Genomic DNA, 19,504 nt, shown 5'->3' with positions numbered 1-19,504 from the left:
GGGTTTCGTTTTATCGATCGATCAACGGAAATGCCATGCCCAACGGGTTCAAACGCTCCTGTCTCATTCCTTTCATCGCCGCTCTCTGTGTCATATGGGCAGGCGCCGCCGTCGCGCAAGGTCCAACCAAGGGCATGAGCGGCCTGCCGCTGCCGCGTTTCGTGACGTTGAAATCGGCGCGGGTCAATCTGCGTATCGGTCCCAGCACGGATTATGCCACGTCCTGGATGTATACGCGTGCAGGTTTGCCGGTTGAAATCATTCAGGAATATGACAATTGGCGGCGCATTCGCGACGCTGATGGCACTGAGGGCTGGGTGAACCAGACATTGCTGTCCGGTGAGCGCAGCGCGCTTGCAGCCCCGTGGATGAAAGGCAAGGGCGACGATATCTATGTCAATATGCGGCGCGACGGGCAGGCCGGGGCGGGCGTGGTCGCCAAGCTTCAACCCGGCGTGCTGATAAAGCTGCTGGAATGCAATGGCAATTGGTGCCGCGCCGAAGTGGACGGCACCAAAGGATGGGTTGCCCAGGGTGAAATCTGGGGCGCTTATCCCGGCGAAGCCTTCAAATAAGGGGAGCCTCTAGATAACGGAAGGCTTCCCATAATCGGGCCTTTTAAATAAGCCCTGCTTCGGCGGCTGCTTCTTGCAGCGAGGCCAGCGGTCGCGGTCCCATCTGCTGGATGACCAGACCGGCTGCCAGGCAACCGAGCTTGCCACACTCTTCCAGAGATCGCCCCTGCGTATAGCCGTAGAGAAAACCGGAGGCGAACAGATCGCCGGCACCGGTCGTGTCCACCAGTTCGGCGATGGTGGTGGCAGGTACATGGATGCGCTCGCTGCCGCGGATGATCATCGCTCCCTCTTCGCTCATGGTCACGGCGGCCAGTTTGCAATCCTTGGCGATCTGGTCCAGTGCCGCGTCGAAATCCTCTGTCTCATAGAGGGCGAGTGCTTCCTGCCGATTGGCAAACACGATATCGACGGTGCCTGAGCGCATCAGGTCGAGGAACTCGGCACGGTAGCGATGCACGCAGAAACTGTCGGACAGGGTCATCGACATTTCCCGTCCATGCTCATGGGCAATGCGGGCGCAATCGACGATCGCCTGCTTGGCACGTGGTGGGTCCCACAGATAGCCTTCGAAATAGGTGACCTTGGCCTGTTTCACCACCTCCGGCTCGACGTCTTCAGGACCAAACTCCACGCAGGCGCCGAGATAGGTGTTCATCGAGCGCTCGCCGTCTTCGGTGACGAAAATCATGCAGCGAGCGGTTGGCGGATGCTGGCCCTTGGCCGTGGTCTGGTAATGAACGCCCTGGGCGCGAATGTCATGGGCGAAAATCGTGCCGAGCTGGTCTTCGGCGACCTTGCCGAAATAAGCAGCCTTACCGCCGAAACTCGCAATGCCTGCTGCCGTATTGCCCGCACTGCCGCCGGAGGCCTCGATGGCTGGCCCCATCAGGCTGTAAAGCCGTGTGGCGCGTTCCGCATCGATGAGGTTCATGGCGCCTTTCACGATGCCGTTTTCTTCCAGGAATTGATCCTCACAGTGGGAAATGATGTCAACCATAGCGTTGCCGATGGTGAGCACGTCAAATTGCGTCATGGGAGGCTGAATCCGTCCATTGATATTACGATAAGCTCTTAGCGAATTTTGGCGTTCAGGAAAGATAAAATTGTCGGCCTGAATGGCCCCGCCGGCTATCGAGCTCAGTTTCTATCGCGCCGCGGTTGCCGCGTCGGGCTTTATTGTGGCATCCCTGGTCGTTAATGAGAGCGCCTCTTCTGCTGGCAGCGCCTTGCTGAACAAAAAGCCCTGGCCGAAATCGCAGCCGATGCTTTTCAGAAATGCCAACTGGTTCTCATCCTCGATACCCTCGGCGGTAGTGGCAATACCAAGACCCTGGCCGAGGCCCAGAATGGCGCGCATGATATCTTCCTGTTTTTTGTCAACATCGTAGCTCATGACAAAACTCCGGTCGATCTTGATCTTGTCGAAGGTGAATTTCGACAATTGCGACAGGCTGGAATAGCCCGTGCCAAAATCGTCCAAGGCAATCCGGATGCCGCTCTGCCGGAGGTCGGCCAGGATCTGGGTTGCCAGTTCGATATCATGCACCAGCGCCGTCTCGGTGATCTCGATCTCCAGCCGGTTGGGCGGAAATCCTGTCTCCATCAGGATCGACATGATCCGCAGGCTCAACTGCCGGTCGATGAACTGCGTTGGTGAGATGTTGAAGGCAAGCCGTACCGTGTCGGGCCATTGCAACGCGTCAAGGCACGCCTTGCGAAGCAGACTATCCGACAGCTCGACGATCAGCCCGGCGGTTTCCGCCAATTCGATGAAATCACTGGGGGGAACATAATGGTTAGGGCCGGTCTTCCACCGCGCCAAAGCCTCGAATCCACGCAATTCACCGGACTTGAGGTCGATCAAAGGTTGATAATAGGGAACGATCAGGTTGTCACGGATCGCACGCTTCAGCGCCATTTCGGTTTCGGCCCGCCGCATGACCCGATCTTCCATGATTCGCTCGAAGCCATAGACGCTGTTCTGCCCGGCTTTCTTGGCGACATACATCGCCACATCGGCGCAGTGCGTGGCATCCTTGAAGTCGTCGCTGTCTTCCGGAAACAGCGCAAAACCAACACTGGCACCGATTTCACTGGTCATGCCGCCAATATCGTAAGGGGTGCACAGAAGCCTGACGATATGCTGGCCAGCATGGCGATAATCCATATTGGCCGGGCGAGGGCTGACCAGCAGGAATTCATCGCCGCCCATCCGGTAGACATCGGCATTGGGCAAGGCATGCGTTAAGCGCTGCGCCACTTCCCGCAAAAGCAGGTCGCCGCCCTGATGGCCCACGAGGTCGTTAACCTTCTTGAATCCGTCAAGATCGATAGAATAGATCACCCAATGGCGTCCATCCTGCAGGGCTTCCATCTCCGCCTGCCGCTCTGACAGGGCTCGCCGATTGGGAAGGCCTGTCAGGGGGTCGTGATGCGCCAGCCAGTCCATATTGTCTTCGGCAGTGTTTCTCAACCGGATTTCGGCCTTCAGCTCGCCGATGCGTCTGGCCGCGAAAATCAGGCTGAGCAGACCGGTAATAGCGACGACATTGAAAAGCTCGTCGAGCTGTAAGGCTTCATTGCGATGCAGGAAGGCATCGAGATGCTCATGGAAGTCAAAACGGATGGCAATTGGCCATATCACAGCCCCGACGCTCAGCAATATAGCGCCGTCTTTTATTGGTTTGCTCCGAAATATAGATGCCATCTTCACGCTGTCGATCTCCCCGGCCACGATCAACCCCGTTTGCCAGTCATGACGAAAGCACAATCACTGTGAAATAGCCGTTAAAAATATTGCTTAAATAGGAAATACGCAGATGTGATGGGCATAGATGTGACGCCAAATTAGGATCATCGCAGACGGGATGCCCACCCCAGACCGCGCTCATTGGATTCCTGTTTTAGAGTTTGTCAGGGAAAAGTGGAACCCGGTTTTCCCGAAAAGACAAACGAAAACAAAAGAATCTAGAGTCTGTCTGGTTCAATCTGAACCTGACAGACTCTAGCCGCCAATCCCGATTACACGGCAACCTTGAACTTTGGCCTCTGTTCGGCGTCCTCTGTGTCATCCATCGGCACCCATTGCAGACCGCCATTGTATCGCCAGGCCATGCTGCCCTCCTCGTTGAGGGTAAAAAGATGTAGCCAGCCATTGTCAAACAGGGTGCGCACCCCTTCATGGCGGTCCAGAATCTCGGTGATCGCCTTGACGGGCGCCTCAAGGCAGACCGATAGACGCAGCGGTTCGTGCATATAGTTCTGCCCGTCATGGACCGATTGCCAGGGAAGACCGGCCCGCAAAAGCCCGCCATTGCCTTCCACCACGCCGATGCCACCCGTCACATTGTGCAGGAGCTTGTTGCCACCACCGAAAGCCTCAGGTGCCACGGTCGAGCCGTAATATTGCAGGCTGATCCAGCTCGCAACGATGACCGGGGCGGTCAGGATCAATTCCAGCGTGCTGAAGTCCTTGTCCTGTTTCCAGTCATAATCATGCAGGAAGGCTCGTCCTTCGAGGTTTTTAGTGGCGGTGCGTGATCTGGGAGCGGCGATAAAGGTCTTACAGCCGGCCAGCGCCCATTCGGGCCGGGTCTCTGACCAGTCGCGGCTGCGTTTTGAGAGGGAGGCCTCATCTGCCGCGCGCGGCAGGCGAAGCGCGCGCTCGCCCCTTGCAAGCTTGCCTGCATCGGCAAGCCAGGTTCTGGCCTGTGTGATATCGGCCTCATGGGTTTGGCAGGGATGATCATCCGCATAGAGCGTCACCCGGTCGGTGGTCGTATCATGCAGGGCCGCCAGAAACAGTGTATCCTGCGGGATCTCGATACCGATCTCGGTCAGTCCGGCCCGGACCTCAGGGTCATTCAGCAAGGCCGCCAGCAGGCGGGCATTGACCTCGCCTGAATAGCCGCCGCAGGCACCGCAATGCAGGCCGCTGGCATGGGGATTGTTGACAGTATTGGCACCATGTCCCGCCAGAAGCACCAGCCGTGCAAAGCCTGTGGTCAGCGACATGGCGCGCAGCACCGCACCGGCTGCCTTGACCCGGCTCGCCAGATCGAGCGCCGGATCGAGTTGCGGTGCGGGGTCATTTGGGGCTGAAGCGTGGGGGAGGCCGAGTGCATCACTCAGCAGCTTGCCGACATAGATCGGCCCCGTCGCCTCGACGAAAGCGAAGGAAGAGACAGCCGCCAGCTTGAACCGGCCCCAGGCCCGCTTTGCCCGCGCCTTGACCCGCTGCGGCTCGGCATCCTCGGCCCTGTAAGGCCCGCCAGCGCGGGATTTGAGTGCAGGATTGAGCAGAACCGGAAACCGCGATTCCGCGACATCGGAGGCGAAACGGCGATGCGACGCGGCCAGACCGAAAAAGCCTGCAAAGCCGAGCGTCTGGATCTGTGGGTTGAGGCTCTCAAGCGCACGGCGAAACACTTCGGAGCGCACATCGATACAGAAGGCGGCCTGAACCAGAGGCCGGGTCTCGTGGATCTGCGGGGCGGTTTTTGCCTGCGCCTGTATCAGAGTCCGCGCCAGTTCCCGGTGTGCTGCGCGTTCGGCTGCGTCCTGAAGGATGGCGTCGATCATCAGATCGGGCGTCGCCACGACCGGTGCCGCATGGGCAACCCGCACATGCGCCCAGGCTTCGCCGATTTGGTCGCCATAGCGCAGAAACAGCGCCTCTTCCCAGATCAGGCGGATTGCCAGAAGGTCCGTGATCGTTTGGTCGGATCCACCGGCCAGTTCCGCCTGCCAGAGTTTGTAGCGTGCATATTGCCCCCAACCGCCCAGTGACATCAGCATCTGGTGAAAATAGGTCTCCAGCGCCTCGGCAGGCAGGCCGAGACGGATGCAAACACGGGCGATAACCGCCATTGCTGTTTCCGGCGCGTCCGAGACATGCCGCGCAAAACCGCGCAGACCGGCGATTTCCGGCGTCAGGTCATGGGTTGCCACGGCCCGCCAGGCACCATAGGCGCTCTTGCCACGCGGCGCTGCCCAGAGCGCCTGTCCCTCATCGAAATAGCCCGCCATCCATGCGCCAAGCCGCTCAGCGGTCAGGCCCGGCCAATCCACCCCTGAGGCCTGCGCCGCCAGATCCGCCACCGAGGCCAGTGCCTGTGGTCTTGGCGGGTTGAGAGCGGCGGCGGCCTTCAGGGCGGCAAGATCGGTTGGCCGCGGATCGGCAGGCGCGCAGGCCAAGGCCGCGAGCAGATCCGCATCGGAAATCTCACCCGTGTCAATTTTCTGCTGGTACCAGTGGCGCGGCATGGTGATGGCGATGCCCGCCACCCGCGCCAGCCGGGCACCTGCCTTCGCAAGGGTTTCGCCAGCCTGCCCCAGAAAAGGATTGACGGCGACACTCGACATCAGTGGCCAGACGGGGGGAATGGCCCGTGCGGCACGGTCTGCCGCCGCCTCGAAGATCATTGGATCGGCTTTGATTGGGATAGGGCTATGCAACATGATCAAAACTCCGATTTCATCAAGACAGGCTGCGGATCGACCAGCCGCCGACCAGGCGGTCGAAGATGGCATTGACGTAGAAGCCGTTGGAAAGATGGACGCGCAGGCCCGCCGCTGCCGGATGATAGGCCCAGAGCGGGAACATCGCCTGCACGACGGCGACCAGTCCGAAACTGACGACGGCCAGCACGATCAGCGCCCATTCCAGCGGTTGCGGTGCAGGCGTGGCGGGCAGGACCCCCGATGTCATCAGGGTGGCAGCCATTTGCAGGGCGAAATAGCCGATCGAAGTGGTGATGGCATAGACCGCCGTGCGCAGGGTCAATGCCTTGGGGGCCGCATCGGCAAAGCCCTGGGCGAGCATGTAGGCAACACCGAAAATCAGGATGGCACCGAGCGCAATGGCCTGTGGCGATTTATGCGCCAGCCCAAAACACAAGCCCACGACACAGTAAATGGCAAGGGCTGACAGGAAGGCCCGTCCAACCGCGCCCGCATCGGGCACGGCCACCGGGCCGGGCCTGGGGAGTGCTGCGACCCGTTCCACCGCACCACCGGAGGCGAGGAAGGAATGGGCTTTGTAGAGTGAATGCGCCACGATATGTAGCAGGGCCAGCGCAAACAGCCCCAGGCCGCATTCGAAGATCATGAAGCCCATCTGCGCCACGGTAGACCAGGCGAGCGAGGTTTTGACCGCTGGTTGGGTCAGCATCACCAGACTGCCGAACAGGGCCGTGAAGCCGCCCAGTATGACCAGCGCTGCCAGCACGCCGGGGGCAAGCAGCATGACATCGGCAAAACGGATCAGCAGAAAGCCACCGGCGTTGATCACCCCAGCATGCAAAAGTGCGGAAACGGGGGTTGGCGTTTCCATCACCTCGGTCAGCCAGCCATGGGTGGGAAACTGCGCGGATTTAACCGCGGCTGCCAGCGCCAGCAGGCTTGCTGCGGCAACAATAAGGCCTCCGCTCTGTCCTGCGTCATATCCGGCACGGGCAGCATTGAGAATTTCACCGATATCGGCGGTTCCATACGCCATTGCCAGCAAAGCGGCCGCAGCGGCCAGTGCTGCATCGCCGAGGCGGGCGGTGATGAATTTCTTGCGTGCGGCGCGCTGTGCCGCCACCCGCCCCGGGTAAAACAGCAGCAATTTGTGAAGAAACAGGCTGGTGGCGATCCAGACGAGCACCAGTTGCAGCAGATTGCCTGCCGTGACCAGCATCAGCACCGCGGCGAGGGTCAGGCAGAGCCAGCCGGTGAATGGTCCCTGCCGGTCTTCACCATCCAGATAGGTGGCGGCATAGCGTGTGACCACCCAGCCGATGAATGTCACCAGAACCAGCATGGTGGCGCTGACGGCATCCAGCCGAACCGATAGACCCACTGTTGCAAACCCGATCAACGGACTGCTGCCGGGGCCAAGCAGGATCAGCGCGATGACTGAGGCCAGTGCGATTGCAAGTGCCAGCAGCGCTGCGGCCTGCGCCAGCCGAGGGCTATATCTGGGCCTTTGCTGTTTTTGGGCAAAGCTGATGACGGCGCTTGCAAGCAGGGCAAGGGGCGCCAGCAAGGGCAGGAACTGGATGGACACGGGTCGTATTCCCTTCAGGCAGGATCGCTTCGGAGACCACTCTTATCCAAGCCCTGAGCCCAAGAAAAATTCATTGTTTTGTCGATATCGTTCGTTTTAAAAGAACGATATGAGAGATCTGAACTTTAATCATCTCCGCTATTTCTGGGCGGTCGCGCATGAAGGCAGCCTGACACGGGCCGCTCAACACATGAACCTGTCGCAATCGGCGCTTTCGGTTCAGATCCAGAAGCTCGAACATCAGATGGGTCATGCGCTGTTTGAGCGCGTCGGCAAGAAGCTCGTGCTGACAGAGGCCGGACAGATCGCGCTTGATTATGCCGATACGGTGTTCAAGGCCGGTGACGAATTGATGAGCACGCTCAGTGGCCGCCCGACCGCCAGCCGTCAAGTGCTGCGGGTCGGGGCGCTGACAACGCTGTCGCGCAACTTTCAGCTGGAATTCCTGCGCCCGCTGGTCGGTCGCTCCGACGTGGAACTGATCGTGCGCTCCGGCAATATGCGCGATCTCCTGGCGCAACTCGAAGCCCATGCCGTCGATGTGGTGCTGGCAAACAGTGCCGCCCCGCGTGATGCACGCTCACTGCTGCGCAATCATCTGCTGAACGAGCAGCCGGTCAGCCTGGTCGGGCGACCCCGGCCTGGTGGGCAGAGTTTTAAATTTCCCGACGACCTGCGCACCGAGCCGTTGCTCTTGCCCAGCCTCGATAGCGATATCCGCGTGGCCTTCGATCGGATTCTCGAAATGGCTGGCATCAGACCCATCATTCTCGCCGAGGTCGATGATATGGCGATGCTTCGCCTTCTGGCACGTGAGCGCGAAGGGCTCACGCTGGTGCCGCCTATCGTCGTGCGCGACGAACTGGAGGCGGGAGTGCTCATCGAACACTGCCGCATTCCAGAAGTCATCGAAAGCTTTTATGCAATCATCCAGAAACGGCGCTTTCCCAATACGATGCTGGCCGAACTGTTGGCCAGCGGTAGGGTGTTATGATCGCGGTCTGCACCGGATATCGCCGCCTTGGAGCCTGTGTCAGAGGTCGATACCGCCAATAAGTTCCAGGATAGCCGGCTTGCTGACGATGTTCGCGCCGATTTTGCCCTTCACCAGGCAGAGTGACTGGCATCCGCTATGCCCTTGTCCTGGTTGATAGACAAATTCCGGTCGTTCAAGCATTGCTGTCAGCACAATGTCGAGATTGATTGCTGGCGCGGTTACATGCGCAACGGCAGGATAACGCTGCCCGGTATCGCTGCTTGTCCAGATACGATCGTATTCCACCTGCGCATCGACATTCATCTGCACCCCGTCCTCGCGCAAATAGGTCAGGAAGGTCGAGCGCTGGTTGGGTTCCATGACATCCCAGAATGAAATCGCGCATTTGTCTGAGGCACCGAACGTCAGTCCCAGCCACGTCCAGTGAGATTGATTGATCTGCTTAGCCTTTTTCGCCTGCTCTTGCGGGTCGGCGGCTTCCGACTTGGCCCATTGCCGATCAAACCACACCGATTTCGCATCGACTGGAAACACGTCGCCATCAATGGTCATCGATCCCTTGGCCTGCATGTTGGGGAAGGCAAACTCATAGGAATCAGAGCCGAGAAAGCGGAGAAGGCCGGTTGTGCCGTTATAGAGTTCCTCTCGCTGCGGCGTCAGCACCACCTCGACGGAGTTCTGTCCCGATCCGAGCTTGAGCTGGAACTGGGACCGGTCCCCTTTCAGCGTGCCGAGACTTGAATAGACATGGCATTCCGTCGTTGAAGCGCCAACTTTATCCGATGCCGGTTCTGAAGCGACTTGCGGTCGCCAGATGCCGTCAGATCCGTTCATCAGCAGGAACTCGGTCATGCTGCCCTGCGGGGTGACGCTTTGATGCCATTCGAAACCGACACTCTTGCCCCGACTTTCGAAGGCCGCATTGACATACCAGGATTCCAGAACGGTCAAGGGATGAGAAGCCAGGTCCTTGACCGTATCGACAAACAGCGGCGTGCCCGATGTGGAGCGGGCCGTGCCGGTGGCGATGGGTGCGCCCAAGCCAGAGGTCGCTGTGAGACTGAAGGCCCCAAGCGCCAAGCCCCCGCCAAGCACCGCCCGTCTGCGGGCCCTTTGCGACAGAAGGGGGAAATCTTTGTTCAAATCGCTCATTTTGCTATCTTTCAATTTTTCAAGTCGAGGCTGCTTCAGCATGTCAGAGACTTGGTAATAGTTGTGCTTTTGGAGAAATACCCCCTAAGGGCGTGCGCGGGCTGCGGTGTTCCCAACGGGATCAGCCACGCCAGTTCCCATCATTTCAATGTGTGTGAAGCCGGTCACGGTTTCTCCGTCGAAGGTGCCGAATATCGTCGCCACGCTTTCGTATTTCGGTTCCGTGGGCGAGACGATTTCCTGCTCTACCGTCACAGCTGTGAGGCACCTCCCCACCGGATCGACCGTCTGCTTGCCGTTTGTGATAGCGGAGGGAACCAGGTATTGATGTCGTTCATCGTTTACAATTTCGCTATGGACCTATAGCGAAATTCATAGACCCAATTGCCGACTCTATCAAGAGCGCGTATCGCTGCGATGCGTGTCGATATCGACAGGGAAGCTTTTAAGATGAGTATTGTGTTGAACTCTGACGATTCAAATTCACCGCAGCAGGGCCGGCCGCGCGATAAGAACCTTGATGATGCGCTTATTCGCGTCACGCTTGAGCTTCTCAGCCAGACGGGTCTTGAGGGTGTAACCATGGCCAAGGTCGGACGGCTGTCCGGTATTCCCGCGACCAGCATTTACAGGCGCTATCCAGATGCAAAAAGCCTGATCATTGCGGCGATTGAGGATGATCTCGCAAAGCTGCAATTGCACTTGGAAGACCATGGTTCTCTGCGTGCCGACCTGTTTGCGTTTTTGAAAATGCTTGCCGAAGCGCTGAATCCGGAGCGGGCGCGTATGCTCGCGGGCCTGCTATTGCCCATGCACCATGATCCGGAATTAGCAGTTCTGCTTTCCAGGAAACTCGAAGCAATCCGCAACGAAGGATGGCGTGGTGTCATTGATCGGGCTGTGCAAAGGGGAGCATTGCGGGCGCAGGCCCTGGATGCGGTGCCGCTCGACGACGTGGCGCAAACGATGATTTTCTATCAAGCGGTGGTGAAGCGCATGCCGGCTGACGAAGCTTTCCTCAACCGACTGCTGGATACGGTTTTGATGCCTGCGCTACAGCGCCTGGGGAGTGGCGAGCCAGAAGCAAACATCGGCAATGCCTGAAATTGCTGCTCACGAAAGCCGGTCTGCCAGCCGTACATCCTTTTGCACGGCTGGTTCCGTCTTCGCCTGCATCCTGGATGCGAGGCCTGACGGGACGAGCCGCATAAATCCAGCGACATCATGCGGCGGCCTATATGCGCGCCTGACCGGCAAAAATCATTCCCACTCGATGGTGCCGGGCGGTTTGGATGTCACATCATAGACGACGCGGTTGATGCCGCGGACTTCGTTGATGATGCGGGTGGCGGCGCGGCCGAGGAATTCCATGTCATAATGGTAGAAATCCGCGGTCATGCCATCGACGGAAGTGACAGCGCGCAGCGCGCAGACGAATTCATAGGTACGGCCATCGCCCATCACGCCGACGGTCTGGACCGGCAGCAGCACGGCGAAGGCCTGCCAGATAGCATCGTAAAGACCAGCCTTGCGGATTTCGTCCAGATAGATGGCGTCTGCTTCGCGCAGGATATCGAGCTTTTCGCGGGTGACACCGCCGGGGCAGCGAATGGCAAGGCCGGGGCCTGGGAAGGGGTGACGGCCAATGAATGAGTCGGGCAGGCCAAGCTCCTTGCCCAGAACGCGCACTTCGTCCTTGAACAATTCACGCAGCGGTTCCACCAGCTTCATGTTCATCCGGTCAGGCAGGCCGCCAACATTGTGGTGGCTCTTGATGGTGACAGACGGGCCGCCGGAGAAGGAAACGCTTTCGATGACGTCAGGATAGAGCGTGCCTTGGCCGAGGAAGTCTGCGCCGCCAAGCTTCTTGGCTTCTTCCTCGAAGGTCTCGATGAACAGGCGACCAATGATCTTGCGCTTGGTTTCCGGGTCGGAAACGCCTTCCAGCTCGCCGACGAAGCGGTCAATGGCATCGACATGGATCAGATGGAGATTGTAATGTTCCTTGAACATCGCAACGACATCCGCCGCCTCGTTCTTGCGCATCAGGCCGTGGTCAACCAGGATGCAGGTCAGCTGGTCGCCAACCGCCTCATGGATCAGCAGGGCTGCGACCGAACTATCGACGCCGCCGGACAAGGCGCAAATCACCCGCTTGTCACCGACCTGGGCGCGGATCTGCTCGACCGCCTTGGCGCGGTAGGCCGACATGCTCCAGTCGCCAGTAATGCCAGCGATATTATGGACGAAATTCTGGATCAGCTTGGCACCGTCAGGCGTGTGCACCACTTCCGGATGGAACTGCACGGCGTAATATTTGCGGGCCTCATCGGCAATGAACGCGAAGGGCGCATTGGACGAGGTGGCCAGAACCCGAAAGCCCGGCGGGATCGCGGTAACGCGGTCGCCATGCGACATCCAGACCTGATGACGTGAGCCAACCGACCAGAGACCTTCGAACAGCTTGCAATCCTGCTCGATCTCAAGAAAGGCGCGACCGAATTCGCGGTGATGACCGGCTTCCACCTTGCCGCCCAGCTGGGCGCAGATGGTTTGCTGGCCATAGCAGATACCGAAGATTGGCAGGCCGCTGTCGAAAATCACCTGGGGAACGCGGGGGCTGCCTTCATCCAGTGCCGAGGCCGGGCTTCCAGACAGGATAACCGCTTTCGGCTTCAACCGTGCGAAGCCCTCTTCGGATGACTGGAAAGGGACGATTTCGCAGTAAACGCCGGTTTCACGAACGCGCCGCGCAATCAGCTGCGTTACCTGGCTGCCGAAATCGATGATGAGAACGCTGTCGGGATGTGCTGTCTGGGTCATGTCGAGCCTTTAATGAAAAGCAGTGTCCGTGGCAATCCGGGAAATGCCGGCATGTCAAAAAATCTCGTGTTCGGCTGGGCCGGATCAGAACCAGAAGGTGCCGTCTTCTACCGCCTTGACCAGCGCGTCCACTGCCTGGGCGAGGTTGCGGTCAACAACATGCAGATACTCCGTCCAGTCGCCGACATGTTTCAGCTCCGCCTTGCCATCGGAAATGCCGCGCAGGCCGATCAGCGGAAGGTTGAAGGCCTGACAGGCGCGCAGCACCGCATAGGTTTCCATATCGACCATGTCCGCGGCGATGCTGTCATAGACCGGGCCTGAGACGATATTGCCGCCGGTCGACAGGCTGGCCACGGCAACGCCGGGAATTCGCAGTGGCAGGTCCACCGTAGCAGGCAGATCGAGGAACGGCGTGCAGCCTTTCTCGAAACCGAGCGGCGAGGCGTCCATATCCCGGTAGGCGACCGAGGAGACCTGGTAGACCTCGGTCTGTTCCAGCCGTGCCGAGCCTGCCGAACCCAGCGAGACGACGAGATCGGGAAGCATCCCTGCCGCCTGGAGATCTCTCAGGGCATTGGTGGTGACAATGGCGCTTTCCACCGGGCCGACCCCGGTCATCACCGGCTGGATGCGCAGGCGCAGGAGCGGGCCATATTCGGCATCGACTGCCATGACGAACAGAATGGACTTGCTGCAAACCGATTTCAGTTCAAATGTCATTCCCTGATATCCTCACGGCCCCGCATCACCATCAGTGTGCTGGTCATCGAGGCAATCAATTTGGCTGGGCCGTCGGAGATGGCATAGCCACGGCCATCGGCGACGATAATGGTGGAGCCGGGCTTGGTGATCTCGCCGCGAAACAGAAAACGGTCGCCGCGCCCCGGCGACATCATGTTGACCTTGAATTCGATGGTCAGCAGCGAGGTTTCCGGCGCAATCACTGTATAGGCGGCGTAGCTGCAAGCCGCGTCGAGGGCGGCGGAAATTACGCCTGCATGCAGGAAGCCATGTTGTTGGGTGAGCTTGTCGTGAAACGCCAGCTCGATTTCCACCAGTTTATGGCTGATACGGGTCAGTTCCGCGCCGATGGTCTGCATGGCGCCCTGCCGCGCAAAGCTTGCCGTGATCCGCTGCTGGATTTCCGCGTCCATGTGGCTGCCGCCTCTTTGCCTCTCGTCTGCCTGCCATTTGGCATGACAGAACCGGTTCGGCAAGCCTGTTGATGGGGTTTGGGCGCGGAGGTTCTGCTGCGTTGCTTAATTCAGCAGGAAAAGCGCCCCGTTCAGCACGGTGGCAAAAGCAACCCAGGCGGCATAGGGGATGAAGCATAGCATCGCCACCCGGTCCAAACGCCGGACCTGCCAGACAAAGGCAAGGATCAGCGCCAGCATCGGCAGAATGACGATCAGGGCGAGACCGGTGCTGTGTGCGCCGAAGAAAGCCGGAGACCAGAGGAAATTCAGCAGCATCTGGCCGAACCACAGCGCCATGGCACGCGATGCGCCCCGCGATTGCCGCATCCGCCGCCAGATCCGAGCACCGGCAAGGCCGATCAGCACGTAAAGCACGGTCCAGACCGGGCCGAAGATCCAGCCCGGCGGATTGAAGAAAGGCTTTTGCAGCCCGTCATACCAGTCGCCCGGCAAGTTGGTCAGGCCGATCAGTGTGCCGATGCCGGTGACGGCGGCCATGAAGATGAGATTGGTGAGAGCGTTACGCATGACGTGATTATCTATAGCATCAAGCCCTGGATGGAAGGGGATAAGCCATCACCCCATGCGGATGATGTGCTGATCCCAATTTACGGTCTCTGATCTGTCCAGGAACCGGCCATCATAGGAAGACGTGGCAAAGCCATGGGTCGCAGGCGCAATACCAGCCGCTTCGCTCAGGCTTGCGGTTTTCAGCACCTTGCCGCTGTCGGCATCCAACGTGACCGAGACACCGCCATTCGGTGAGGTGACGCCGACCAGTCCCTCGTGACGGTTGACGGCAATTGCCCCGACATAATTGGCAAGCCCACGGGTGATATCGGGCGGCAGGTCGAGCCAGTGTAGCGCTTCGCCCCGCCTGAAATGGCCGACCAGTGGTGGCAGGTCGCGGCGGGGGCCTTCATACTGGCAGGCAAACCAGATCCGGCCACGCGCGTCGAGATCGATATGCCGGGTCGAAAGCTGGCGCAGGGTTTCGGGCAGTTCGTGTTTTTCGACCAAAGCGCCGGTCTTGGCATCGGCCAGCACCAGAGATGGTTGCATATGGTCGAGATTGAGCTTGGTGCGGCCAAAATCGGGATTGGTCTCGATGCCACCATTGGCGATGATCAGCAGGCTGCCATCATCGCTGACGCTCATGTCATGGGTGCCGATGCCGTGGGCGGAAAATTCGCCGATCCGGCGAAATCCGTCTGTCGCATCGTAAAGCCCGATCATGCCGCGGTTGTTGTCGAAATCGTTTTCACTGGCATAGAGCACCTTGCCATCGGGTGAAAAATGTCCGTGGCCGTAGAAATGGCGTCCCGCCAGGGCGTTGACGACAACAGGCGCCACCTGCTGTTGCCGATCGAAAATGAAGACAAATGTACCGGGACGCCTTGCAAAGGCTGCCACCTTATTGGCGCTGGCCGCAAGCCCGTGGGCGCGGCCTGGCAGAGCGACGCGCGCAACGATCCGGCCATCTTCGCTGAGCACGGCGGCGCCAAATGATCCATCCTCGGCGCGAAAGGCGGAGGCATAGACGGCATCGGTTGCCGTCAGGGTCTCTGCTTGCGCTGTTGTCAGCCCGGCCAGATAAACGGCGCCTGCGGCTTTCAGAAAGTGTCGCCGGTCCATCAACGCGCCGCGCATCTGGATCAATCCCCGTCCGCGAAGGAAAAACCGGCGCTGAGGCCGACGCCACCGCCCAGCCCATCGCTGAGATCGGTGATCATGCTGCGGCTGTCATCCAGCAGGCTGACCAATTTCTTACGGTTGTCGGGTTGACCAACGGCTGCTTCCACATCCGGCGTCATGGATTGGGTGGTCTGGATCAGCCGGTCGGCCAGAGTATTGATGGCGGGGATGACGCCCCGCTTGCCCTCCGGCAACAGGTTTGCAGCGCCTGTGCCGTTGAGAAGCTGTTTGAGACCGGTCAGGTTTTCCTGCATGCTGACAAAGGTCAGGCCGGAGCGCCAGAAAATCGCCTGTTTGGGTGCGATCCGCCCGCCTGCACCCTTGAAGAATGTCTCGATCCGCTCGTCACGCACGGTTTCGGTTCCGTGGACGAGAATGCCGAGCAGGCCGGTGACAGCCTCCGAGGGGGTGCGGAAGGTGTCATTGTCCGGGCCGGGCTGTTTCCAGGCGGTCTGGATGCCGCCGGGTGCTTCCCAGAGGCTGGAAAGTTCGCCCGCCATGTTTTCGATATTGCCGGCAATCGCCGCGCCATAGCGGCAGCGGAACGTACCATCTGGCTGGTTCAATATGTCGGAGCCGGTGCCGTAGAGCACATATTCCAAAGCGCCAAGACCCTGGATTGCCACGCTTTTTTCATGCAGGGCTTCCGGCTTGGTGAAACTGTCGTCATTGGAAGCGATGGCCCCCTGGATCTGCTTCAGTGCCAGCCCCTTGCGGTCCGGGTAAAACAGGATGTGCTCAAAGCGGTTTTCCTCGATCACCGGCCCAACCCGGACGATCTCGATCCGCGCCCAGGCGCGCACGGCCTGCTCAAATCCATCCTTGGCCGCTTTGACGGTTTGCTCGGAAGGGGTTGTGCATAGGGCATTCATCCCCCCATGCAGGGCCTTGGCCTTGTCGAGAAAATTGCGATAGCCGGGGCGGATAAAGCCATCCACCGTCTTTGCCATCACGTCTGGCACCGCGGCGGTTTGCAGGGCTGTTGCATGGGGGGTGGCGTCCTGCGCCAAAACGGGCAAGGCCTGGAGCGGGAGGAGGGATAGTGTCAGGGCGAGGGTTAAAATCCGGCATCGAGCATTGGGCATCAGAGTGACTCCAGAAATGTAATCAACGCCTTGCGGTCGCCCGGCGTCATGGATGCAAAAGCGTTGCGGGCATTTTCCGCCTCGCCGCCGTGCCAGAGAATAGCTTCTGGCAGGGAGGTGGCGCGCCCGTCATGCAGATAGGCCTGGCGACCGCCGACTTTCGCCGTGAGGCCAATCCCCCAGAGCGGCGGCGTGCGCCATTGCTGGCCGCTCGCCAATCCGACCTGTTGTCCGTCGGCCAGATCGGGACCCATATCATGCAGCAGAAAATCGGAATAGGGCCAGATCAGTTGGAAGGAAAGGGCCGGGTTGGCGGTATCGCGCCGCGTCACATATTTCGGCTGGTGGCAGTTGGCGCAACCGGATGCATAAAACAGTGCCTTGCCGGCCAGCACATCAGGCTTTGTGACGTCGCGGCGCTTGGGAGGGGCCAGCGTTTCGCTATAGAATGTCATCAGATCCAAAACCGGCGGCGGCGCCTCGACCGGGCCAAGCCGTGCCTGCACCCCGTTCGGCAGCGCCAGGCATTGCGGCTGGTTTGCCGTGCAATCACCAGCATGGCGCGGATCGTCAGGAGAGGAAATGCCGATATCCCCGGCCAAGGCGCTTGCCGCCTGATCGCGGACCGTGGCGTTTTCCGCCTTCCAGCCGAAGCGTCCGATCCTGATGTCGCCGGTCAGGTGATCGCGCACCTTGGCAACTGTTCCCGAAATGCCCTTGCCCTCTTGGGCCTGCCGCTCGGCATTGGCCAGAATATCCTCGTCGGCAATCGCCTCGATCAGGCCCATGCCGATCATCGGATTGGCGATACGCGGCGATAGTGTGGTGTCGGCTCCAGGCGGACCATAACCGAGCGCGTCGATGCTGTAGGTGGGAACCCGCAACGTCTCCGTTTCACCACCGGCAAGCGTCACGGTCTTCGGTTGATAGGTCACGGCCAGCCGCCCTTCGGCGGCAAGACCGGGTACGGCGCGGTCCTGCAATTGCCGGCCATAGGTGTCATCGCCAAAATTCAGCGCCTTCAAGGCGGCAATCGCGGCCTTTTCCTCGTCGGTATGCGCGGGACGGGCCAGCCTTAGAAACATCGAGGTGGCATCGCCATCCGGTCCGGGGGGATGGCCACGACCGCCGCGCTGATGACAGCTTTCGCAGGAGCGGGCATTGAACAGCGGCCCCAACCCGTCCGAGGCCTGGGTGGAGGAGGGAGCGGAGACCCAGAATTTCTGAAAAAGCGCTTCGCCGAGGGAAAATTGCTGTTGCTGTTCGAAACTCAAGGTGGCGAGAGGGTGGGTAAAGGCCTTGGCATCGGCGGGGCCGGTAAAACTCGCAGCGCCCGCCGCCATCGCCTCGAAGGCTTCGGCTTTTGAAAAGTCGTTGGTGGGGACTGTAACGACATTGACCTTGATGCGATCTGCCGGTGTGAGATCCGGGCGCAGCTCCGCTGCAAAGGCGCCCGCTATCAGGCTGCTTTTGAGCTGGCTTCCCATCAGAAGAGCGCCGCCAAGCAGGATTATCGTCGCTGTCGTCAGCCGCACGTTCGGCATCCCCGTGATAATGGCCGCCGCCCGGTGGTGGGCAGCGGCCATCTGATTTTCAATCAGCTCTTACTTGAAGACGGCGCTGGGGTTGTCGAGGCTATCGGAGCCTTCCAGCTTGACTTCGCCGAGATCAAGGGCAGCCACGACGCGCTGGATCGACTTGGTCTGGTCAATCAGGCCGTCGATACCAGCCTGAACGGCGGCATTTCCTTCCTTGTTATTCTCGGCAATCATCTGGTCGTAATGCTCGACGGATTTGGCACGCTTGACGAGAGCGGTCATCGCCTTCATCGTCGTGTTCAGCTTGGACTTCATTTCCTTGTCCAGCGCCTTGTCCTTGGCGGCCACCAGGTCCGACAGGGACGGGCCGGTCATCTTGGTGCCATCGATACGTGTATATTTGCCGGTATAGGCCGAGCGGATGCCGAGTGCGTCGTAATAATGCGAATTATGGGTGTTGTCGGAGAAGCAGTCATGCTCTTCTTCCGGATCGTGCAGCAGCAGCCCAAGCTTCATGCGCTCGCCAGCCAGTTCGCCGTAGGACAGCGAACCCATGCCGGTCAAAATAGCTTTGAGGCCGGAGGTCGGATCGGCCAGCAAGGTCTTGGTTGCTTCACCTTCCGGCTTCCAGGCATCGACCATTTCTTGAAGGTCGGAGACCAGCAGGGTCGCGGCCGACTTCAGATATTGGGCGCGCCGGTCGCAATGACCACCGGTGCAATTCTTCAGGTCGTAATCGGTAAAGGGACGGTTGCCAGCGCCTGGGCCAGTGCCGTTCAGGTCCTGGCCCCAGAGCAGGAATTCGATGGCATGGTAACCGGTTGCCACATTGGCTTCGACGCCACCGGCTTCCTGGAGCTTGTTAGCCAGGAAATCCGGTGTCAGATTGGTGGCGTCCACCTCTTCGCCATTGATCTTGATCTTGGTATTGGCAATCACATTGGCGGTGTACAGCGCATTGGTATCGCTTTCCGTGCCGTAGGATTTATCGACATAGTCGATCAGGCCTTCGTCCAGCGGCCAGGCATTGACCTTGCCTTCCCAGTCATCGACGATCTTGTTGCCGAAGCGATAGACTTCCGACTGCTGGTAAGGCACACGCGCCTTGATCCAGGCGGAGCGGGCCTTGTTGAGGGTAGACTTGCTAGGCTTGGCAAGCAGCGCGTCAACGGCAGCATCCAGCGTCTTGGCTGTGGTAAGCGAATCCTGGTATTTCGCCTCCGCCAGCTCTGCATAATGCTTCAATACCGCATCGGCTTCCGGCGCTTTCGCTGCCGGAGCGGCAAAACTGGTCGAAGCGATGAAAAGCGCCAGACCGGCGCCGATCATGAGTGATCGAGACATGCCCTCTCCTTTGACGCCTTTGGCGTCGTTTGTGATTTATGG

17 protein-coding genes are annotated in these 19,504 nt (G+C 59.6%); 3 read left to right on the top strand and 14 right to left on the bottom strand.

Annotated features, from left to right (window positions below; all coding sequences use genetic code 11):
* Positions 1-35 precede the first annotated feature (35 nt).
* Positions 36-575 (top strand): SH3 domain-containing protein, encoded by a 540-nt coding sequence (locus H1Y61_RS00545; RefSeq protein WP_156549125.1) that lies wholly within the window; start codon positions 36-38, stop codon positions 573-575.
* 43 nt (positions 576-618) lie between these two features.
* Here H1Y61_RS00545 and H1Y61_RS00540 read toward each other — a convergent pair whose 3' ends face one another.
* The 4 genes from H1Y61_RS00540 to H1Y61_RS00525 all read right to left on the bottom strand — a co-directional run bounded on the left by H1Y61_RS00540 (position 619) and on the right by H1Y61_RS00525 (position 7,629).
* Positions 619-1,611 (bottom strand): adenosine kinase, encoded by a 993-nt coding sequence (locus H1Y61_RS00540; RefSeq protein ID WP_180573408.1) that lies wholly within the window; start codon positions 1,609-1,611, stop codon positions 619-621.
* A gap of 111 nt (positions 1,612-1,722) precedes the next feature.
* Positions 1,723-3,222 (bottom strand): putative bifunctional diguanylate cyclase/phosphodiesterase, encoded by a 1,500-nt coding sequence (locus H1Y61_RS00535; RefSeq protein ID WP_235680798.1) that lies wholly within the window; start codon positions 3,220-3,222, stop codon positions 1,723-1,725.
* Between the two features lie 377 nt (positions 3,223-3,599).
* Positions 3,600-6,044 (bottom strand): YbcC family protein, encoded by a 2,445-nt coding sequence (locus H1Y61_RS00530; protein ID WP_409363948.1) that lies wholly within the window; start codon positions 6,042-6,044, stop codon positions 3,600-3,602.
* Between the two features lie 13 nt (positions 6,045-6,057).
* Positions 6,058-7,629, bottom strand: coding sequence for a proton-conducting transporter transmembrane domain-containing protein (locus H1Y61_RS00525; RefSeq protein WP_180573406.1), 1,572 nt, complete (start codon positions 7,627-7,629; stop codon positions 6,058-6,060).
* A 109-nt stretch (positions 7,630-7,738) separates the two neighbouring features.
* Here H1Y61_RS00525 and H1Y61_RS00520 point away from each other — a divergent pair, with 109 nt between their 5' ends.
* Positions 7,739-8,623, top strand: a complete 885-nt coding sequence (locus H1Y61_RS00520; protein ID WP_180573405.1) for a LysR family transcriptional regulator — start codon at positions 7,739-7,741, stop codon at positions 8,621-8,623.
* Positions 8,624-8,662: 39 nt separating this feature from the next.
* Here H1Y61_RS00520 and H1Y61_RS00515 read toward each other — a convergent pair whose 3' ends face one another.
* Together H1Y61_RS00515 and H1Y61_RS00510 are read right to left on the bottom strand one after the other, a co-directional pair.
* A complete protein-coding gene (locus H1Y61_RS00515) occupies positions 8,663-9,778 on the bottom strand; it encodes a lipocalin-like domain-containing protein (protein ID WP_235680796.1) in 1,116 nt (371 codons plus the stop codon).
* 84 nt (positions 9,779-9,862) lie between these two features.
* The gene (locus H1Y61_RS00510; RefSeq protein WP_180573403.1) at positions 9,863-10,033 is read right to left on the bottom strand and encodes a hypothetical protein; all 171 of its coding nucleotides are present in this window, start codon (positions 10,031-10,033) and stop codon (positions 9,863-9,865) included.
* A 195-nt stretch (positions 10,034-10,228) separates the two neighbouring features.
* On the opposite strand from H1Y61_RS00510, the gene H1Y61_RS00505 reads away from it, so the two are divergent.
* Positions 10,229-10,882, top strand: a complete 654-nt coding sequence (locus tag H1Y61_RS00505) for a TetR/AcrR family transcriptional regulator (RefSeq protein ID WP_180573402.1) — start codon at positions 10,229-10,231, stop codon at positions 10,880-10,882.
* Between the two features lie 156 nt (positions 10,883-11,038).
* Here H1Y61_RS00505 and guaA read toward each other — a convergent pair whose 3' ends face one another.
* The 8 genes from guaA to H1Y61_RS00465 form a co-directional block, all read right to left on the bottom strand.
* Positions 11,039-12,601, bottom strand: coding sequence for a glutamine-hydrolyzing GMP synthase (gene guaA / locus H1Y61_RS00500; protein WP_012654745.1), 1,563 nt, complete (start codon positions 12,599-12,601; stop codon positions 11,039-11,041).
* Between the two features lie 84 nt (positions 12,602-12,685).
* The gene (locus tag H1Y61_RS00495; protein ID WP_174109704.1) at positions 12,686-13,324 is read right to left on the bottom strand and encodes a 5'-methylthioadenosine/S-adenosylhomocysteine nucleosidase; all 639 of its coding nucleotides are present in this window, start codon (positions 13,322-13,324) and stop codon (positions 12,686-12,688) included.
* Positions 13,321-13,758, bottom strand: coding sequence for a PaaI family thioesterase (locus tag H1Y61_RS00490; protein ID WP_180573401.1), 438 nt, complete (start codon positions 13,756-13,758; stop codon positions 13,321-13,323). Before H1Y61_RS00490 ends, H1Y61_RS00495 begins: the two co-directional genes overlap by 4 nt.
* Before the next feature lie 105 nt (positions 13,759-13,863).
* Positions 13,864-14,328, bottom strand: a complete 465-nt coding sequence (locus H1Y61_RS00485) for a TspO/MBR family protein (protein WP_180573400.1) — start codon at positions 14,326-14,328, stop codon at positions 13,864-13,866.
* A 48-nt stretch (positions 14,329-14,376) separates the two neighbouring features.
* Positions 14,377-15,450, bottom strand: a complete 1,074-nt coding sequence (locus H1Y61_RS00480) for a DUF1513 domain-containing protein (RefSeq protein ID WP_180574364.1) — start codon at positions 15,448-15,450, stop codon at positions 14,377-14,379.
* 5 nt (positions 15,451-15,455) lie between these two features.
* The gene (locus H1Y61_RS00475; RefSeq protein ID WP_180573399.1) at positions 15,456-16,580 is read right to left on the bottom strand and encodes an imelysin family protein; all 1,125 of its coding nucleotides are present in this window, start codon (positions 16,578-16,580) and stop codon (positions 15,456-15,458) included.
* Entirely contained in the window at positions 16,580-18,166 is a 1,587-nt protein-coding gene (locus tag H1Y61_RS00470; RefSeq protein ID WP_180573398.1) for a di-heme oxidoreductase family protein, read from the bottom strand. The genes H1Y61_RS00475 and H1Y61_RS00470 overlap by 1 nt, the downstream gene beginning before the upstream one ends.
* 18 nt (positions 18,167-18,184) lie before the next feature.
* Positions 18,185-19,462: an imelysin family protein gene (locus H1Y61_RS00465; protein ID WP_180573397.1), complete on the bottom strand. Its 1,278-nt coding sequence runs from the start codon at positions 19,460-19,462 to the stop codon at positions 18,185-18,187.
* Positions 19,463-19,504: the final 42 nt, after the last annotated feature.

The sequence above is a fragment of the Agrobacterium vitis genome, from assembly GCF_013426735.1.
Classification (GTDB): Bacteria; Pseudomonadota; Alphaproteobacteria; order Rhizobiales; family Rhizobiaceae; genus Allorhizobium; species Allorhizobium vitis_D.
This window is presented reverse-complemented; position numbering and strand designations above follow the sequence as displayed.

Bases quoted from the DNA above. Each gene is read 5' to 3' on its own strand.
- H1Y61_RS00545 (WP_156549125.1), top strand. From the start codon at position 36: ATGCCCAACGGGTTCAAACGCTCCTGTCTCATTCCTTTCATCGCCGCT.
- H1Y61_RS00540 (WP_180573408.1), bottom strand. From the start codon at position 1,611: ATGACGCAATTTGACGTGCTCACCATCGGCAACGCTATGGTTGACATC.
- H1Y61_RS00520 (WP_180573405.1), top strand. From the start codon at position 7,739: ATGAGAGATCTGAACTTTAATCATCTCCGCTATTTCTGGGCGGTCGCG.
- H1Y61_RS00515 (WP_235680796.1), bottom strand. From the start codon at position 9,778: ATGAGCGATTTGAACAAAGATTTCCCCCTTCTGTCGCAAAGGGCCCGC.
- H1Y61_RS00505 (WP_180573402.1), top strand. From the start codon at position 10,229: ATGAGTATTGTGTTGAACTCTGACGATTCAAATTCACCGCAGCAGGGC.
- guaA (WP_012654745.1), bottom strand. From the start codon at position 12,601: ATGACCCAGACAGCACATCCCGACAGCGTTCTCATCATCGATTTCGGC.
- H1Y61_RS00495 (WP_174109704.1), bottom strand. From the start codon at position 13,324: ATGACATTTGAACTGAAATCGGTTTGCAGCAAGTCCATTCTGTTCGTC.
- H1Y61_RS00490 (WP_180573401.1), bottom strand. From the start codon at position 13,758: ATGGACGCGGAAATCCAGCAGCGGATCACGGCAAGCTTTGCGCGGCAG.
- H1Y61_RS00485 (WP_180573400.1), bottom strand. From the start codon at position 14,328: ATGCGTAACGCTCTCACCAATCTCATCTTCATGGCCGCCGTCACCGGC.
- H1Y61_RS00480 (WP_180574364.1), bottom strand. From the start codon at position 15,450: ATGCGCGGCGCGTTGATGGACCGGCGACACTTTCTGAAAGCCGCAGGC.
- H1Y61_RS00475 (WP_180573399.1), bottom strand. From the start codon at position 16,580: ATGCCCAATGCTCGATGCCGGATTTTAACCCTCGCCCTGACACTATCC.
- H1Y61_RS00470 (WP_180573398.1), bottom strand. From the start codon at position 18,166: ATGGCCGCTGCCCACCACCGGGCGGCGGCCATTATCACGGGGATGCCG.
- H1Y61_RS00465 (WP_180573397.1), bottom strand. From the start codon at position 19,462: ATGTCTCGATCACTCATGATCGGCGCCGGTCTGGCGCTTTTCATCGCT.